The 18648-nt window shown below is 47.2% G+C and carries 13 protein-coding genes and 1 tRNA gene; 10 read left to right on the top strand and 4 right to left on the bottom strand.

The window, feature by feature from the left end:
* On the top strand, positions 1 to 3256 hold a 3256-nt coding region (locus BMX22_RS02925), incomplete at its 5' end, for a leucine-rich repeat protein (RefSeq protein ID WP_177172954.1).
* A gap of 20 nt (positions 3257 to 3276) precedes the next feature.
* On the top strand, positions 3277 to 4653 hold the full coding sequence (locus BMX22_RS02920; RefSeq protein ID WP_074740485.1) for a cohesin domain-containing protein: 1377 nt from the start codon (positions 3277 to 3279) through the stop codon (positions 4651 to 4653).
* A 391-nt stretch (positions 4654 to 5044) separates the two neighbouring features.
* Here the strand turns inward: BMX22_RS02920 and BMX22_RS02915 are convergent, their stop codons facing one another.
* Positions 5045 to 6727: a putative bifunctional diguanylate cyclase/phosphodiesterase gene (locus BMX22_RS02915; protein WP_081349034.1), complete on the bottom strand. Its 1683-nt coding sequence runs from the start codon at positions 6725 to 6727 to the stop codon at positions 5045 to 5047.
* A gap of 423 nt (positions 6728 to 7150) precedes the next feature.
* On the opposite strand from BMX22_RS02915, the gene BMX22_RS02910 reads away from it, so the two are divergent.
* The 3 genes from BMX22_RS02910 to BMX22_RS02900 are packed head-to-tail and all read left to right on the top strand — an operon-like array spanning position 7151 to position 9857.
* Positions 7151 to 7933: a carboxypeptidase regulatory-like domain-containing protein gene (locus tag BMX22_RS02910; RefSeq protein ID WP_074740484.1), complete on the top strand. Its 783-nt coding sequence runs from the start codon at positions 7151 to 7153 to the stop codon at positions 7931 to 7933.
* A gap of 10 nt (positions 7934 to 7943) precedes the next feature.
* The gene (locus BMX22_RS02905; protein ID WP_074740482.1) at positions 7944 to 9341 is read left to right on the top strand and encodes a peptidoglycan-binding protein; all 1398 of its coding nucleotides are present in this window, start codon (positions 7944 to 7946) and stop codon (positions 9339 to 9341) included.
* Between the two features lie 3 nt (positions 9342 to 9344).
* Positions 9345 to 9857, top strand: coding sequence for a peptidoglycan-binding domain-containing protein (locus BMX22_RS02900; protein WP_074740480.1), 513 nt, complete (start codon positions 9345 to 9347; stop codon positions 9855 to 9857).
* A 38-nt stretch (positions 9858 to 9895) separates the two neighbouring features.
* Here BMX22_RS02900 and BMX22_RS02895 read toward each other — a convergent pair whose 3' ends face one another.
* The 3 genes from BMX22_RS02895 to BMX22_RS02885 all read right to left on the bottom strand — a co-directional run bounded on the left by BMX22_RS02895 (position 9896) and on the right by BMX22_RS02885 (position 14095).
* Positions 9896 to 10366: a peptidylprolyl isomerase gene (locus tag BMX22_RS02895; RefSeq protein ID WP_074740478.1), complete on the bottom strand. Its 471-nt coding sequence runs from the start codon at positions 10364 to 10366 to the stop codon at positions 9896 to 9898.
* A 78-nt stretch (positions 10367 to 10444) separates the two neighbouring features.
* Complete coding sequence (locus tag BMX22_RS02890) at positions 10445 to 12148, bottom strand: SGNH/GDSL hydrolase family protein (RefSeq protein ID WP_074740477.1); 1704 nt, start codon at positions 12146 to 12148, stop codon at positions 10445 to 10447.
* Positions 12149 to 12520: 372 nt separating this feature from the next.
* Positions 12521 to 14095, bottom strand: coding sequence for a sodium:solute symporter family protein (locus BMX22_RS02885; protein ID WP_074740475.1), 1575 nt, complete (start codon positions 14093 to 14095; stop codon positions 12521 to 12523).
* Positions 14096 to 14312: 217 nt separating this feature from the next.
* Between BMX22_RS02885 and BMX22_RS02880 the strand changes: the two genes are divergently transcribed.
* The 5 genes from BMX22_RS02880 (at position 14313) to BMX22_RS02860 (ending at position 18246) form a co-directional block, all read left to right on the top strand.
* Positions 14313 to 14389: transfer RNA gene (locus tag BMX22_RS02880), tRNA-Pro, on the top strand.
* Positions 14390 to 14707: 318 nt separating this feature from the next.
* Positions 14708 to 15157, top strand: a complete 450-nt coding sequence (locus tag BMX22_RS02875; RefSeq protein ID WP_074740473.1) for a DUF4869 domain-containing protein — start codon at positions 14708 to 14710, stop codon at positions 15155 to 15157.
* Positions 15158 to 15159: 2 nt separating this feature from the next.
* Positions 15160 to 16128 carry a translation initiation factor 2 gene (locus BMX22_RS02870; RefSeq protein WP_074740471.1) on the top strand — a complete coding sequence of 323 codons (969 nt, stop codon included), beginning with the start codon at positions 15160 to 15162 and terminating at the stop codon, positions 16126 to 16128.
* Between the two features lie 110 nt (positions 16129 to 16238).
* Complete coding sequence (locus BMX22_RS16760) at positions 16239 to 16367, top strand: hypothetical protein (protein ID WP_318259667.1); 129 nt, start codon at positions 16239 to 16241, stop codon at positions 16365 to 16367.
* A gap of 652 nt (positions 16368 to 17019) precedes the next feature.
* Entirely contained in the window at positions 17020 to 18246 is a 1227-nt protein-coding gene (locus BMX22_RS02860; protein ID WP_074740467.1) for a HipA domain-containing protein, read from the top strand.
* The last annotated feature ends 402 nt before the right edge of the window (positions 18247 to 18648 follow it).

Here is an 18648-nt window from a genome sequence, read left to right as displayed (position 1 = left end):
TATCCCGAAATCAGTAAAGAGCACCGGCAACCAGTTTGATGGCTGTTTGCAGGGAAGCTCGATCGAAAAGGTGGTATTCGAGGAGGGTATCGAGAACATTCCCGAAAATATATGTTTCAATGCAAGCAATGTCAAAGAGGTCATTCTGCCGGAGAAGGAAGATATTATCGACGGATACAGAATTGGCGACAGAGCCTTCAGAAATACAGCGATCACCAGCATCGACCTGCCCAAGAGCCTCACACAGATCGGAGCTTCTGCATTCCGGGATTGTGCATACCTAACAAGCATCGACATCCCGGACAATGTCACAAGCGTGGGGGACAGCTCATTTGCCGGCTGTAAACGCCTGTCAAATATCAGATTTGGCACCGGTGTTAAAAGTCTTGGTGCAAATCTGCTTGACGGTGCAGTAAGCATGAAGGAGTTTACTCTTCCAGCAACTGTGACTTCTACCGGCAACCAGTTTGACGGCTGTTTGCAGGGAAGCTCGGTAGCAACTCTCAATATTGATGGTGGCGCTAAAAAAGTGCCTGATAATCTTGCGTATAACTGTAAGAGCCTTAAAACTGTCAATTTCCCTGATTCTGTATCTGAGATCGGTGCAAGATCATTCAAGAACTGCAATGAGCTGAGCACTATAAACTCAAACAGGAAACAGTTTTCATTCTCGTCATCCTCGTTCGATAACTGTACATCGCTTGAGGATCCGAGATTCACTATCATGGACAGAATGAATACATATCTTGCAGTAAATTCTGAGCAGTCGAGCAAAAACGGTGTTTCAAACTATACACTTAAATACAGCATAAACGCTGATGCCGCTTCTGTTTCCAATATCAAGATCAATCTCGGCATTCCCGAGGGCATGACCCTTCTGCTTGATTCTATTACATCAAAGGGCGTGAATGTCACGGAATCTGACATTCAGAGCGGAATTATTCCTGTTGATTCTATTTCAGGCGAGATACGTTTCTCTGCAAGAGTAACAGATATCGGCAAATATACAGTATCCGCCAATATTTCTTTTAAGAACAAGAACGAGGAATGGAATCAGCTCATCGGCAAGACAAGTGTTGAATGCCCGGATATAACTATTTCTGTTCCCGAAACAGTTAACTCGCTCAGTGCAGACGTATTCGGATTTGCTCCCGGCGGCGAGGACGTTGAGCTCTATGTCAATGATATACTTGTAGATACTGTCAAGTCGAGCGGCTATACAAGCAAATACAGCGCAAATATAAAGCTTCCCAAGGGCGAGAGCGGCACAGAGTACAAGCTCTATGCAATATGCGGCGACCTCAAGAGCGATACAGTCACAACGACCTATTCAGTTGACAAGCCTGCTGTAACAAAGGTGATATTCGGTTTCAACAATCACACAGATTCCACAATGGATATCACCGATGTTCTTACAAAGGGAATATCTCCAGTTCTGAGCTATAATCCGGCTTATCCCTTATCATTTGAGATAACAGCTACAAACAATCAGAATATTGACAGAATGTTTGTAACAAGCACCAAGGGCGAAAACATCAAGTACCTTGAGGCATTTTACAATGAAAAATCTGGAACATGGAAGGCTAAGGGATTCTTTGATCCTGCAAATCATTCATATGTTCCCGGTATGTACAACATAAGCATTATCGAGAAGGAGAATATCGTTGTCGGCGAGAACTACGATCCCGAAAAGGATCAGACGTTTGAGGATATCCCGCAGGAATACCGCGACAACAGCTCTGTTGAAGTTATCAAGCAGGACGGCGATTCATACCTTGCTGAAGTAACTGTTTCCAACGGAATACAGTCTGATTCATTCCCGATCTATTCAGACAGCAACAGTGACGGCCTTTTCATCGACGGTGTATTTGTCAAGACTGAGGAGATAGCAAAGGATCCTGTCAAGTACGGATTCACTCCTACACCTGTTCACACATCTGATGATGGTGTTAAAGCTGATTACTATGTTTATACTCCTGACAGCAAGGACATCGTAGCTACCATGATGCTCGGATACAGTGACGAGCTCAAGGAAGCAAAGGATCTCTGGACAGGCAAGGCTGTTCTCAAGATGATAGAATCTGATTTCGTTGATCCTGATGATCCGAAGGTATCTCTGATCAATGCGTTCATCCTTGAGGACACCAAGACTGTTATGAAGTCGGTGCTCGGTGAAAGCTATTCATCAATTTCAAAGGGACTTTCTGTTGGCAAGGATTTCTTCAGATACTACGGAGAAATGGCTATGGCAGACGGAAATGAGGATTATGAAGCTGCTGCCACTGCTCTCTTTGTGCTCAAATGTGTAAACACATTCGCAACAAGCGCACTTCTTGCATCTGTAGGAATATATCCTCCGCTCTCAACTATCATAAGCTGGGAGATAGGAAGATGCCTCGACAGAGCTGACGAATATCTGGTTGACTGTATGCAGAACGGCAGACAATTCTCGCTTGTCGGCTGCATCCGGTATATCCTTGATCCGAGCGGAATCGTATATGAAGGCGTTCTCGGAAACCCTGTTGATGGCGCGACTGTTACGGTCTACTACAAGGATGAGGCTACAGGAAAGCAAATCAAATGGAATGCTGAGGACTATGAACAGATGAATCCTCTGCTTACTGACAGCGAGGGCAAGTATCTCTGGGACGTTCCCGAGGGTGAATGGAAGGTAGTCTGCGAAATGGAAGGCTATGATACTGCTGAAACAGAGTGGATGACTATCCCGCCTGTAAGAACAGAGGTCAATATCGCTCTCGTAAGTCATGAAGCACCCGTTGTAGAGAGCGTAACAAGGAACGGCAACGAGATAACTATGAAGCTCACAAAGTTTGCAGACATCAAAACTGTAACTAACAAGAGCGTTTCTATTGAAGGCTTCAGCGGAGCATTTACGGTTTCTCCGCAGCTCATAGACGCTGATGACAAATATGCGGATACATTCATTCTTTCGGGCGAGTTCGGTGACAGCATCGGCGATGTGTCTATAACCTCCGATGTTGTAAGTTATGCTGGTGTCGCTGCAAAGAAGAGCGCAGCAACGCCTGTTGAGACTAGCATAACAGCCGGCGATGTCAACGATGATAACACGGTTAACCTCAAAGATGTTGTCTTAATAAACAGATTTATTGCAGGTGGTTGGAACGTTACAATCAACACGGCTGCCGCTGACGTCGACAAGGACGGTGAAGTCACTCTCAAGGATACCGTTCTTATCCGCCGAAGCATTGCAGGCGGTTGGGAAAGCGCTGCCTGACCGGAAAGGAATAGCTGTTTATGAAAAAAATACTTTCGATAATTATGGCTGCCGTGATGCCGTTGGCAATTATGCAGACTGTTCCTTATGAGGTTTGCGCTGAGAGCAGTTATCCGCAGATAAATGTCGGAATTGTTTCTGCATATGAGGGCATGAGCGTTGATGTTCCAGTCAGCATCTCAGGTAATCTCGGGCTCGTCGCTCTTAGTCTTACTGTCGAATATGATACTTCGGCATTGAGACTTACAGGTTCTGATGACAGTGAGCTTTTCTACAAGGCTGCTTTCACGTCGAGCGGCAGCAATAATACCAAGCCTTACAGACTTATGTGGGATAACGGTGTTGCTCAAAGGAACTATACTAATAATGGCGAGCTTGCAGTACTTCATTTTGAAGTGCTCGAAGGCGCTGAGACAGGTCTTTCCGAGATAAGTATCAGTGTTGAGAACGATAGCACTTTTGATATGAATATGGATACAGTTGAGTTCGATGTTGTAAATGGCGGGGTGGATATCGTCGATTCTGCAGCTATTGCAACGACAGCTACAACTGTCTCGAAAATACCCGATAAGAAGAGTGCTGCTCAGTTGAAGGCGATGACTGTTGATGCAAAAGCTGGTGCGTCTGTAGACATTCCGATAAAAATGAGCAGAAACAGCGGAGTCATAGCTCTTTGTTTTACGGTAAGCTATGATAAAGAAGCTATGAAACTGGTAAGTGTCGATGACGGAGAGATTTTTCCTGGTGCGGATTTTGTTACTTCTGGCAAGACCGATTTGTTGCCTTACAGGATCATGTGGGATAATAGTCTTGCTGATACAAATTATACAGCGAACGGTATTGCTGCAGTGCTGCATTTTGAAGTCCTTGAGACTGCGGAAAACGGTCTTTCAGAAGTAACGATCGCAGTTGATCCCGCGAATACTTTCGATGTATTTATGGATCCTGTTGCATTTGAAACTGAAAATGGCGGAGTATTGGTATCTAACGATCAGGTGTCAACAACTGTTACAACAACTTCGACTCAAACAACAACTACGACCACATTAACGACTAAAACCAGTAATACGTCAACTCAGACAACTGCCGCTTCCACTACGGATGAACCTGTTACTACTACCACTGCCGAACAGCCCGATGCTGATCTCGGGGATGTGAACTCCGACGGAAAGGTCGATGCAAAGGATGCTTCAATGGTGCTCATGGCGTACGCAAGAATGTCCACTGGCAGTGAGGACGGTTTGACCGAAAAGCAGCGCAAGGATGCCAACGTCAACTGCGATGACAAGGTCGATGCAAAAGATGCTTCCTCAATACTTGCTTACTATGCACTTGTTTCGACCGCTTCTGGCGATATCCCAACAATGAAAGAGTTTATGACTCCAAAGCAAACATAAAATAAACATATGGCAGATGAGATGCCCCCCTTACGGAGGCATCTTGTTGCACCAAGGATTTATATCGTGCTATATCAACTTTTTTAACATAAATAATAAATGAACAATATCATCAAACATCGCTTTATACACAACCCAAGGTCCAAAACAGATTGAAACCGCTTAGAAGACTGTCCTAAGCGGTTTTTCATTTGAGATAGTGCACGGTTCCTAAAGCGCGACCTTAGATTATAAAGACAATAAAAATCCCGATGCACTAAGCATCGGGATTTGTTGTCCTATTCAGTTCGATTTTTGCTTTTCTGCGTTAAGAATACCTTTCTTCAGAAAGGTTTCCCCCGATATATGTCCCGTAATGCTTCCGTATAGGTACAGCCATTATGCCTCGGCTTTATTCTTTTTTGTAGCTGTAATTGTCAAGACGCGTCTCGAATTCGTTTATCGGGAGCGGTCTGTCAAAGTAGAATCCCTGTATGATATTGCAAGAGGTGGTTTTCAGGAGCTCTTCCTGTTCCTTTGTCTCGACGCCTTCGGCTACGCATTCGAGTCCGATATCACTTGCCATGCCTACTACGTATCTGAGCATGATTTCCTTCTTTCTGTCAATGCTGCTTTCCTCGGGAAGAAGGCTCCTGTCTATTTTCATAACGTCCCACGGAAGGTCCTTGATGAGTGTCAGCGAGGAATAGCCTACGCCGAAGTCGTCCACCGAAGTGGATATGCTTGTCTCCTGCAAGCCGCTGAGTACGCGGCGGAGGTCCTTGAACTCAACATCGGTTGTGGTCTCGGTGAGCTCTATCTCGATGTAGTCGTGCGGAATGTCGTTCCTGTCGATTATTTCGACGATGTGCTGAAGCAAGTCCATATCCGAGAGGTGCCGCCTTGAAAGATTGACCGAGACTTTGACGGCGTTCTTGCCCTCATCAAGCCAGCGGCGTATGTCGCGGCAGACGTGGTCGAGCATATAGAAATCAAGCTTGCAGATGTCCATGCCGCGTTCGAGGACCGGGATGAACTCGGCAGGGGAGATGAGCCTACCTTCGTGTTTCCACCTGCAAAGCGCTTCTGCTCCTACGATACGGTACGTATCTGTTGAGACCTTGGGCTGGTAGTATACGAGGAATTCCTCGTTCTCAAGCGCGCTCGGGAACAGTGAGCCTATCATGAGCTGCTGTTTGTGGCGCTCGAGCATCTCTGCGTTGAAATATGCGTAATCGTGCTTTGTACGGGCTTTTGCGGCTGCTATGGCTATGCTTATCCTGTCCATTACTGCGTCGGGGGAATTAACAGGTAGCTTACTGTCGATGACGTATACTCCCGAGTATGCACTGATGAGGATACGCTCTCCGGTAACTTCGTCATAGGGTATAGCTGTGCCCGCGAGAGCCTCCATAACCGCGTCGGTGCGTTCCTGCTTACAGAGGATAGCAAAGTTATCTCCGCCGATACGCGCTACTACGCCGTCCTCCCCCGAAACACGTGCAATATGCGTGACAAAGCTGTTCATGACCGCCGAACCTGTTTTTCTTCCAAGCTGAAGGTTTACCGCCGAAAAGTGCTTGAGGTTGATATACATTGCTGTATACTGCGTTATTTTGTGCTGTTCGATCAGCTCGGCAATTTTCTTGAAGTAGAATTTCAGGTTGTAGACACGCATATCGGGGTCGTAGAAGGTGAGGTTGTAGTTCGATATCATGAGGCGGCTTCTGCCGTTGAATACGAAAAGCATTTTCAGCAGGACGTCTATGCGTTCCATTTCCTCCTCTGTCCACGGCTCTTCGTCGATCAGACCGAATACATGATAGACTATCTTTGTGTCGACCCTTGTATCCTTTTCCATAATGAACTCGTTGGATTTGTCTGTATCGCCTGCGTTGTACAGCGTATACGGCTGGCATTGGGGCGCTTCAAACCGACGCGGAGTTTCGTAATAATCAGCACGTATCATGCTTATCCTGAGAAATACACAGGGCTCGGTGAGTGCAAAGCGTGATTCCGGCGTGAGAGTATTCGGTATAGATTCCATATTCATTATGAAGTTCTGGATGATTCTTCTGAAAGAGTTTTCGCGCATTGATATATCCCCTCCTTGCGCCGTGATAAACTTACAAAATAATTATCAATTCTTCATAATGATTATAGCACATCTGCAATAAATTATAAAGTGTTTCAAAAAAAGATTGTACAAATAGACAAATTGTCACGCCTTAAATTGGTGAAAAGTCCGGTTTTATTACTTTGGCAATGTGATATCGTGAAATGTTTCGTCGGCTGCGCCGAGACATAAATGTACGGGGCGGTCGGCAGGCTTTGCTTCGCTCGCCTGCCTGCTTCTCAGGGGGACGCTGTCCCCCTCGGTTTCACCCCCTGCCGGGGTGAGTACCTCACCCCGGACCCCCGCGATTTCCGCTTCGCGGTTTTTTGATCTTTTTTTCGGCTTGACATATTTCTCCTTTTTTCCTCATATTATTGACCAGCACTTAATGGAGGCGATAATATGCAGCTTAACGATCTCAGCGCTCAGTCTGAGCGATACAAATCCGAGCTTATGAAGCTCTACGGAAAGCGCAGTTCAGACTGCGCTTCGGATAACAATGAGGAAGTGTCCGAAGTGCCGCAGAAGGAGCTTTATGAGGCTGAAACCAACGAGGCTCCGCCCGAGGACGAGGAGATTTTCGGTGTTGATGAGGACGCTCCCGACGATACTTCCTATGCCGATTACGCAGAGAACGAAAACAAGGACTCTCCCGACGACGAAACGGAGTTCAACAACCGCTATCCCGAGCCCGACCTCTCTGTTCTCGGTGACAACTCTTTCTCCGCTGATAGCGCCTACGATACTCCGCCGCAGTATGTCTCTGAGGAGAGCCTCGGGGTCGGAAAAGGGTATATTCTTGTCAACGTGAGGGCGGGGGACGAATCTTCGCCAATTGAGGGAGCGACGGTCATGGTCACGGCGATTGTCGACGGCAGCCGTCTCATTCTCGCCGAGGGGCTCACCAACAGCAGCGGCACAACGGAGAAATTTGCCGTACCTGCGCCAGATGTCGTGCATTCGCAGGCTCCCGATGCGATAAAGCGTCCGTACAATCTCTTTGACGTCAGTGTTACCGCGAGCGGCTTTTTCAACGCGAGGAGCGTCGATGTTCCTGTATTTGACGGTATCACGTCCGTGCAGAATTTCAGTATGATTCCCGTTCCGCTGATGATGAGAGGCTCCGACGAGACAGTTACTTATTTCAATCAGGAGCCCGATTTCGACGGCGGCTCGGAGAGCTGAGGAGGCATATATGCTTACAGGAACACCCTATATCCCCGAGACGATAACCGTCCACCTCGGAGCGCCCGATTCTCCCGCGCCGAATGTTACGCTCGACTTTCCGTCGTATATCAAGAATGTCGCTTCGAGCGAGATCTTCCCCACGTGGCCAGAGAGCGCTCTGCGTGCCAATATCTACGCGATTATCAGCTTTGCTCTGAACCGCGTCTATACCGAGTGGTACAGGTCGCGCGGGTACGACTTCGACATCACAGCGACTACCCAGTTCGACCAGAAATTTATCAACGGGCGTGAATACTTTCAGAATATCAGCTACCTCGTCGATGAGCTGTACAACGACTATGTCCGCAGACAGGGCAGCGTCGAGCCGCTGTTTACCGCTTTCTGCAACGGCACCACTTCGACCTGTGACGGGCTTTCTCAGTGGGGGACCGTTTACCTCGCTAATCAGGGCTACACGCCGTATGAGATACTACAGTACTACTACGGAAAGGACATTGATATCGTGAAGAACGCTCCCGTCAGGACGGCTCAGCCCTCATACCCAGGGATACCGCTTGAATTCGGCTCTGCGGGCAACGACGTGAAGTCGCTCCAGATCTATCTCAACCGCATTTCCCGAAATTATCCCGCTATCCCGAAGATACCCGCCGCCGACGGCATTTTCGATGCCGCCACCGAACAGGCTGTCCGCACTTTTCAGCAGGTGTTCGGGCTTGAGGTAACGGGCGTGGTCGAGCAGTCTACCTGGTACCGCATTACAAGCATCTATACCGCTGTCAAGCGCATTGCAGAGCTTGACTCCGAAGGTGTACGCCTTGAGGAGATCACTCCCTCATTCACTGAGGACCTCAGCATAGGTATGCAGAGCGACGAGGTGCGTATGCTCCAGTACTATCTCGCTGTGATCGGCGCGTACTACGCGGCTGTTCAGCCTGTGGAGATAACAGGCTATTTCGGCGAGATGACCGAGAAGTCGGTGAAGTCTTTTCAGCGTGTCTTCGGTCTGCCGCAGACGGGTATGGTCGACCGTGCTACCCGCAACGACCTCTACCGCGCGTACAAGGGCATTGCTGAGTCGGTTAAGCCTGATTATACTGCGGTAGCACTCTATCCCGGAACTGTTCTGCGTGAGGGTGATTCAAGCAGCTACGTGCGTATTATTCAGGAGTACCTGACCTTTATCCATGATACCTACCCGAATATCCCCGCAGTGAACAATACGGGCTATTTCGGTCCCGTAACAAGGCAGTCCGTGACAGAATTCCAGCGGCAGTTCGGGATAAATCCCACGGGCATTGTCGGCGCCGTGACATGGGACTCCATCGCGGGAGTGTACTCCGACCTCAAATACGGCTTCGACAAGCGTCCCTATCAGGAGCCCGGCTATATCATTACAGGAGGCTGACAAATGGCATATACGAATATACAGCGAAAACAGCACATTATTGAGCTTCAGACCTATCTTCACGCGATAGCTCTGGTGAATGACAAGATTCCGCTTATTATCCCCGACGGTGTCTACGACAGCGAGACCGCCATTGCCGTGCGCGCTTTTCAGAGGGAGTATGGTCTGCCTGATACGGGAACGACCGACGGTAAGACATGGAATAAGATCGTCAGCGTGTACCGCGAGAACCTTCGCGGAAATCCCGTGCCCTATGCTGCCTTCCCGTCAGCTAAGTATGTTGCTGCGAAGGGCGACAGCGGTCAGCTCGTCTATATCCTGCAAGCCATGCTTCAGACTATCGGCAAGCGCTATGACAATGCTCCCACTGTTGATGTATGCGGTATCTACAACGACGCCACCGCTGATGCGGTTACGCGGTTTCAGCGCTGGTGCGGCATTCCGCTCAGCGGAAAGGTTGACAGCGGTACGTGGAATATGCTCGTCCACTGCTGCGAGCATATGAACATGGTCTGATAAAAAGGGCGTGATATTCGCTTATCACGCCCTTGATGCTATTCTATAGTTACCTTTTTCATTACCTGTGCCTCGAGGGGCTTGTCTCTGTAGTCGGTCGCTGTCTCGGCGATAGCGTCAACGACTTCCATGCCCTCTATGACCTTGCCGAATGCTGCATACTGTCCGTCGAGGTAGGGGGCGTCCTCATGCATGATGAAGAACTGCGAGCCTGCGGAGTCGGGGTCCTGTGCGCGAGCCATCGAGAGCACGCCTCTTGTGTGCTTGAGGTCGTTCTTTATCCCGTTTGCCGAGAACTCGCCTTTGATGTGCCAGCCCGGACCGCCTGTGCCTGTTCCGTTGGGACAGCCGCCCTGTATCATGAAGCCTGGGATAACTCTGTGGAATGTTAGTCCGTCGTAGAAGCCCTGCTTTACGAGTTTTTCAAAGTTTTCGCACGAGATAGGCGCGATATCGGGATAAAGCTCGAGCTTTATCTTGCTTCCGTTTTCCATTTCGATGATAACCATTGTTCTTTCCTCCGTTATCTGGTTGTGTTTTTATTTCCGACGTAATGTCGGCTTAGCAGCCGTTTTTATACAGCGGCTCTATCCAAGTCTTATGAGCTCCAGCTTGTTCAGTGTGAAACGGCTGCTGTCTGCTCCGCCGACCATGAATACTATTTCACATTCGGCGCTTTCGGGCGATGTGAACTCATCTTCAAGGGTCAGTGTCTCGTTTTCGGTCTTGCCCTCGTAGTAGACCTTGCCTGTTTCTTTATTCCTTACGAAGAATGGGATATCGGTGATATTCTCGGTCGTGAGAGAGAGCCTCAGACTGTATCTGCCGTCCTTTTTCAGCTCGATGCCCGAAGCGGCTGTCTGTATCGAGCCTCTGCCGCTTCCGCCTGTTACGGTCGTTACGTGGTAGGACTTGTCCCATTCGTTGAAGTAATCCGACATCATCGCCGTGTCAGAGGTCACGGTTGAAAACTTGGCGTCTGCTGCTACGTTGATGCCTTGCTGGTCGGATGTGCGTCCGAGTGCCTGAGCTATCTTGTCAGCGAGCACATATGCGCTCTTTTGCTGAGTTGTAAGGTTCGGGTGCCAGTCAGAGCCGAGACCGTCGTTCATATCCTGCGTTGCCGACTGATAGCACATTATCCTGTCATAGCCCGATCCCGTGCGGAAATTCTCGACTGCTGCCTCTATGCAGGGATAGAGCTCCGTGCAGCCCATGGTCCCGAGCGTGCAGATGATGTATGACTCGGGGTGAGCCTCGTGCAGCTTGACGAGAAACTCGGTATAGCCCTCGGTAAATTCTGCCGAGCGGGTGTCAAAGTCCTTGGAAACGTAGGTATCGTCGTTCGTGCCGAGATTTATCACGATGACGTCGTACTTGTGCTCGGAGTGTTCCCACGGCTTATTGTAGTCGCTGGGTCTGCCGATGATGTCGTAATAATCGGGGATAAGACTGTCGGTGTTTTTCGCTCCCGAGGAAGAATATCCCGAGATTATGCCGTATCCGCTGTAGCTGACACTGCTGTAGTCTGCGTCGAGCTTCTTTGCGGTGAGATAGGCATAGGATTTCATAAAGTTCTCGGTCGAGGTCTTGAAGCTCTCGTACTGATCCTTGCCCTCGACGCCGTAGGCGCAGGTGATCGAGTCGCCGATGAACTCGATGGATATATCCTTTTCAAACTCGGGCACTACGGGTACGGGGATATCGGTGTCGACCTTTATATTGCTGACGCCGACTGCTCCGTTTGTTGCCTCCGAGAGATGTATTATCCTTACATGAGCGGCTCGGGGCTCGTCGCCCTCGAAGAGTTTGACCGTCTTTTGCTTGACGTCGAGGAGCTCGTCGAGGATAATTTCTCCGTCGACCTCTATCGCATAGCGAGGCTTCTGCTCCGCTCCGTTGGAAATACCGTAGTCACCGTTGATAGTGACCTCTGCCGACCTGCCGTTGACGATGAAATCAACAGCCGAGCCACTCAGTACGAGCCATGCGGTCTCTTTTTCCGTGTCGTAGTAATTGCGTCCCGTATACTTGACGTTTTCCTCGGATACCGCTACCGTCTGCTCCGTGAAGACGCCCGTATGGTCGAACATCTTGCGCATTGCTATGAGGTCGAAAGTATCTACGACGTTGTCGCCGTCAACGTCGATTGCCGAGCCCGCCTTGCCGACAATGTGGTCGCCGAGCCCGCGCAGGTCAGCCGCAGTGTACTTTACAGCTGCCGAAGCCGTGGTCAATGCGAGTGCTGCCGCTGACAGTGCTGCTGCGACAGCTATTATGCACTTTTTCATCGCAATTGTTTCCTCCTTGATGATTTTTCCCGAAGCAGGAGCTTTCCGCACGCCTAAATGCGGATATCCGAGCGCTCCTGCAACAGGTAACACAAATCTATTCTACATTATACTACGAAGCGGACTGTTTTGCAAGCGATTACACCGAATTTTCACAAAAAATGCTGTAAGGATACGCTCCTTACAGCATTTCTTTTTAGGCAACACCGCACAAAGTCCGCCTGAAGGCTTTGTACTGGATATGCTTGCATATTTTCCGCCATCTTGCACGGAAATTCCTTGACATACGTCAGTATGCCTGCGGAATTTCTATACAATCTGACGAAAAATCTGTCGGCGCATCTCCAGCACAAGCTTTGTGCGGTATTGCCTTTATTCTGTTGTTGTGAGTGAGCTGAATGCGTTGTCAACTACCTTCTTGTCGGGTGAGCTTGTGATGAGGCTCACTACGGGTACGATAATGAGCGATACTATCATTGCAAATGCTCCTGCGTTGATGGGCGAGAGCAGGTTGAGCGGGCAGTTGAGGTCGGCTACAGCCTTTGTCAGTCCGTCAAATGCGGAGATATTCAGGCGGAAGAGCACCATGTGTACTACGCTGATGCCGACGCCTGTGATGAAGCTTGCCCAGCAGGCTGCCTTCGTTGCCTTCTTCATGAAAAGACCAAAGAGGAAGGGTCCGAGGAATGCCCCTGAGAGGGCTCCCCATGAGTAGGACATAAGAGTCGAAATCGAAGCGTTCTTGTTGCAGGCGATAATTACCGATATTACAAGGAATACCGCGATGAGTACCCTCATCGTGAGTACCTGCTTCTTGTCGTCAAAGTTCTTCACGCGGGGCTTGATGAGGTCGTTCGTGAGCGTGGAGCTCGATGTGAGGACGAGAGATGAAAGTGTCGAGAGCGACGCCGAAAGGACGAGCACTACTATGAGTCCGATGAGGATATTGGGCATTGCCTGCTTGAGAAGCTCGGGTATCATCTGGTCGTATATGGGAGCTCCGTTCGCGTCGAATGCGGGACCTGTTGTGTCGGTGTTGTACAGACGTACAAAGCCGCCTGTGAAGTAGCAGCCGCCCGCTACCACGATAGCAAAGAACGTGGAGATTATCGCGCCCTTTCTTATCGCCTCCTCGCCTTTGATAGCGTAGAACTTCTGCACCATCTGGGGAAGACCCCATGTTCCGAGCGATGTGAGGATAACTACTCCGAGGAGGTTTATCGGGTCGGGACCAAAGAGCGAGCCGAGTGTGCCTGCGGGAGTCTTGGCGTCGGATATGAGGTTGAGTGCGTCAGAGGCTTCGCTGAGACCGTTCTTCTTTGCCATTGTGAGTCCGACTACGGTTGCGATTCCGATAAGCATGATTATGCCCTGGAAGAAGTCGTTCAGCGCTGTTGCCTTGTAGCCTCCGAGCATTACATATGCTGCGGAGAGAAGCGCCATGAGCGCGATTATTACGATGTGTCCGTTCTCGCCGAGGTCGAATATCATTCCGAACAGCTTGGAGAGTCCGTTATATACCGAAGCTGTATAAGGAATGAGGAATATGAACACGATGAGCGCCGAAACAGTCTTGAGTGATGATGAATCAAAGCGCTTCTCGAAAAAGTCGGGCATTGTCCTTGCGTTCAGGTGATTGGACATCAGTCGCGCTCTGCGCCCGATCAGGAAGAAGGGAATGAGGCTTCCGATTATGGCGTTGCCGATGCCGACCCACGCTGCGGAGAGTCCGTACATCCAGCCGAACTGTCCCGCGTAGCCGATGAATACGACTGCCGAGAAGTATGTTGTGCCGTAGGAGAAGGCTGTCAGCCATGAGCCGACACTTCTTCCGCCGAGGATGAAGTCCTCGCTTGATTTTGTCTTTCTTGATGTGTAGATCCCGATACCGACCATTATTGCGACGTATATCGCAAGAATTATAAAGGTTGCGGTCTTTGGAGCCATAATGTCACGACCTTTCATTTGTTTTACCGTATAAACTTGTAAAGCTTTAAACGGATAAAGTCACTAAAACCTATTATATTATAAATATGTGCGTTTGTCAATCACTTTTGGATTATTTTAATATTTTGTTGTGAATAGACAAATATATAAAATATATCTTTTCGCTGACTCCGCCCCTTGACAAGAACTCCGTTTTAATGTATAATATTACAGGTATCGAGGTGTGGCTCAGTTTGGTAGAGTACTACGTTCGGGACGTAGGGGCCGCAGGTTCAAATCCTGTCACCTCGACCAATGAAAAACCGCTATATTCCGTTAAAACGCGAAATATAGCGGTTTTTTCATTATCTTAGTTCGGAGCAAAACTTCCTTTTTTGCACTAAAAATGCCATAAAAGCCATTGATTTTCAACGAAAATCACACGGTGTCACACGGAGTCACACGAAAACAACAACGAAAAATAGCCAAAAAATCGAAAGGCGATACCAAACCATATTTTTCTATCACACAACAGACCTCAGATCTGTAAAAATTGAGTTTATATAACTCTTGAAAAACACTTGATTATCGGTTATAATAATTACATAGAAAAAGCTGAGAAGAGGTGCGTTTATGCTGAAAATAGTTTTCGGAGATGTTGAAAATTCTATATATCACCCTCCAACGTATTTTGATAATACCTATGAGGACGAGTGGATCACTGATCCTCGCAGTGTAGAAATGATAAAAGACATAGATAAATCCGATGTTATTGGTTCAAGAGTAATAGACAGCCCTGTACTTGGCTCAATTTCAGTCAAGGAGCTGTCTGGAGGAGTTAAAACCCTGCTCCTTATGCTTTTCGATGATTCAGGCAAGATATTCAACGCCTCTGCCTGCGGTGATAACTGTGCTAAGTGGATATATGAGATAAGTAAGCATAAGGATCTGACTATTGCTCTCCATCACATCATGGACTTTAGCTCCTGCGAAGAGTTTAGTGCGTATATTATCAATACCGATAAACAGGTAGGCAGCTACAAGGAATACCTTGACGAAGCGTTCAGAATCGAGGAAAGATAAGTATGAAAGGAAAACATCATATAATCGTTCAGAACAGCAGAGTCAAGTTTGAGTTCGATTTGAAGCGAAATCTAACTATTGTCAGAGGCGACAGCGCTACTGGCAAGACCACCCTTGTATCCCTTATTGATACATATGACAGACTTGGTGCAGACTCAGGTATCGAGATATCCTGTGATAAAAGATGTCTTACCATTAACAACTCTAACTGGGAATCCGTTCTGAACAGCGTCAGTGACTGTATCATTTTCATCGACGAAGAGAACACTATCGTCAAATCCGATGACTTTGCAAGAAAGATACAAGATACAGACAATTACTATGTTATCATAACAAGAGAGAACCTTCCTAATCTTCCATACTCTGTCGAGGAGATATACGGGATCCATACTTCCGGAAAGTACGCCGATATGCGCAGGACGTATAACTCATTCTATCAGCTTTATACTGTCAATGAGCGAAGTGATGCTGAGAAGGTAGAAACTGTTATTGTTGAGGATTCAAACTCAGGATATGATTTCTTCAAAGCCGTTGTATCTGACGATATAAACTGCATTAGTGCAGGTGGAAAAACTAAGATAAAGCGTACCGTTATGGATAACGAAGGAAAACATCTGCTTGTTATCGCTGACGGAGCGGCTTTCGGTTCTGAAATGGGAGAGCTGTTTCTTTATATGCAGAAACATCCAGAGATCAGCTTGTATCTGCCCGAATCCTTTGAGTGGCTGATATTGAAGTCGGGGCTTATAGACGGCAACAGGATAGCTGATATTTTAGAGCATACAGAGGATTTTATTGAGAGCTCTGAGTATTTCAGCTGGGAACGTTTTTATACCAAGCTTCTTATCTCTGAGACTGAAGGTTCGTATTTGCAGTATTCCAAACAGAAGCTGAACGATGTCTACCTGAATCCAAATGAAAAAGAAGCGATACTCAAGGTAGCTGAAGTGATAAAAAAATATGTAGGATAACCACTGTATCTTTGTATAGGAAAATGGAGCTGGTCATTACCAGCTCCATATTTCTTTCAATAGGGTATCGTTTTTATTTGCAATATGGCAAAAACCGAAAAACAACTTATGTGATACACTTTTTCGCTAAGGTCGACGCAAAGGATGCTTCCTCGATACTCACGTACTATGCGCTTGTATCAACAGCTTCCGGCGATGTTCCCACAATGAAGGAGTTTATGGCTCCGAAGAAAGCATAATACCTGATATGAAGACCCGTCACTGACAGTGTTGACACAGGAGATGAATTTTTGTATGGCTATGTTAGAACTGGATAGGAGAGCTCACCTTGGTTTGGTAAGAAATGACAATACATAATCAGAACTTTTAACACAGTTGTGTGTATCTGTGACGGTTGGATAATAATGCATAAGCGGGATGATTCGGTAATATTACGTCGATTCAGCCCGCTTTAGTATGTGTCAATATTGTCTGAGAGGGTGGAAATACTACGCTTTTGAGGGGATAATATACAAATATTAGCGTGATATGTCCGCTTTTAGACCGAATTTCAGAATCTATTGATAATTGATTTGATTAGGTACCGAAGAACTGGTAACACTCAAGTACAATGCAGGAGTATTCAGAAAAGGGAACAAGTTCCACTACTATCTCTTCTACTGTTCAGGTTTTACCAGTTAGCTCATGGGAGATGAAAAACAAGGCGTTGTCAGGTTACTTACTTTACACGAACTGTATTAGGAAGTGGAAGTGCTAAAGAATCAGATAATAGTTCCGTTTTGCTTGCTTTTTTGTCAACAACGTGATATAATAAATTATACGTATCTCGTAAGTTTGACGACTTAAATGAGTGGTATGGATGGTATTAGTAGCACGCAGGAGGTGAGAGCTATGAAATATACCCTTATGCATAAGAACATTTCGGTTGCAGATGTTGAGATAGACGAAGATCTCGGAGTTATAACGAATATTGATATTATATCTGCGAGGGATCATCTGCCGGTAGGAGTTGTTCATCAGCTCCGCCACGACGAGACTGTGGACAGATATGCACTGAATCAATGGTGGGCAGGACGTTCTATTCCTGCGAGCCGTATGGGCGTAAACGAAGCTCTTGAAGTTCTTGGCGTATCTTCCACCAAACAGCTCATCACGAAATGTCTTGGACTCAGTCTTTCCGATCACTATTGGCTACGTCCCTATAACAGTAACATCACATGGGAAGCAGTCAACTTCTTTGACAATGACTTCTCTGACGATATAGGCGATGTGTTGTTTGGAGTAAATAATAAAAATGTCGGTTTTGATTTCGTATCACCTGATAATACCTCTGACGGTAACTTGCAGAAGCGTTGGAAAATCATTGACGGCAAGCGCTGTCTGCTGAAATCGGGTTCCGCTCCGTACAGTCAGCAGCCGTTTAATGAAGTGATTGCTACCATGATAATGGATAGGCTCGGTATAGATCATGTGCCTTATTCAGTTACATGGATAGAGGATAAGCCTTGCAGCGTGTGCGAAGACTTCGTTACTAAAGATACGGAGCTTGTCAGCGCATGGAGAGTGCTACAACTCAGACCGAAGGCTAACCATGAGAACGAGTACCTGCATTATGTCAGCCTGTGCAAAGAGCTTGGAGTTGATATAGTACCTGCACTTGATCGTATGATCGTTCTGGACTATATTATTGCTAACGAGGACAGGCATTTTAATAATTTCGGACTTCTTCGCAATGCTAATACGCTTGAATGGAGTGGCGCTGCTCCGATATTCGACAGCGGAACTTCCCTATGGTATAACAAGACCGCTTCGAGGTTTGTTGCCAACGACATTATCTGCAAGCCGTTCAAGAAGACTCACGGTGAGCAGCTCCGACTTGTTTCGTCGTTCGACTGGCTCGATATTTCAAAGCTCAACGGTATTGAAGACGAGATACTGAATGTGCTGTGCGAGGATAAGGCTGTACGATATGTTGAAGCCAAACGTGCTAAAGCTATTGCCGCAGAGGTGCGTAAACGTATAGATGCACTTGAAGTTGTTTCTGCAAGTCATACTTCATACGATGTTTCGTCAAGTGATGGCGACGTCGAAGATAATGCTTCAGCGAGATATATCTGATAGAAAGACATGGAATGTTTTACTAATTATGCGAAAAGAAAGATTAGGAAATCCCGGGCAAATGCCCGGGATTTCTTTCCATGTGGGTTAAGTTAGCTAATCATGACCTATATCGTTTGTGGTATCAAGCCTTGGCGCGAAGACGGTAAGGACATTTCGGAGAGATTTCAGATGCTGTTCAGAGATTGTAACTTGAAGAAAGCATGACATGAATAATAGAATATATAGGATAATTCCCTTGAAATGGTGCGTTATTACCAGATTTTTGGGTGTTTGTTGACTGCTCTTTCAGTATAACACTTCAATTTCAAGTAATATATTCTTTTCTTGTTATGGTCTATTATATACTGATTGTTTTGGGCATCATTCATTCAAGAATTTGGTAGCTCAAAATAATAAACA

Source organism: Ruminococcus sp. YRD2003, assembly GCA_900109435.1.
In the GTDB taxonomy this organism is placed as follows: Bacteria; Bacillota; Clostridia; order Oscillospirales; family Ruminococcaceae; genus Ruminococcus; species Ruminococcus flavefaciens_G.
The sequence above is the reverse complement of the archived record's forward strand: the minus strand, read 5'-3'. Positions and strand labels throughout refer to the sequence as shown.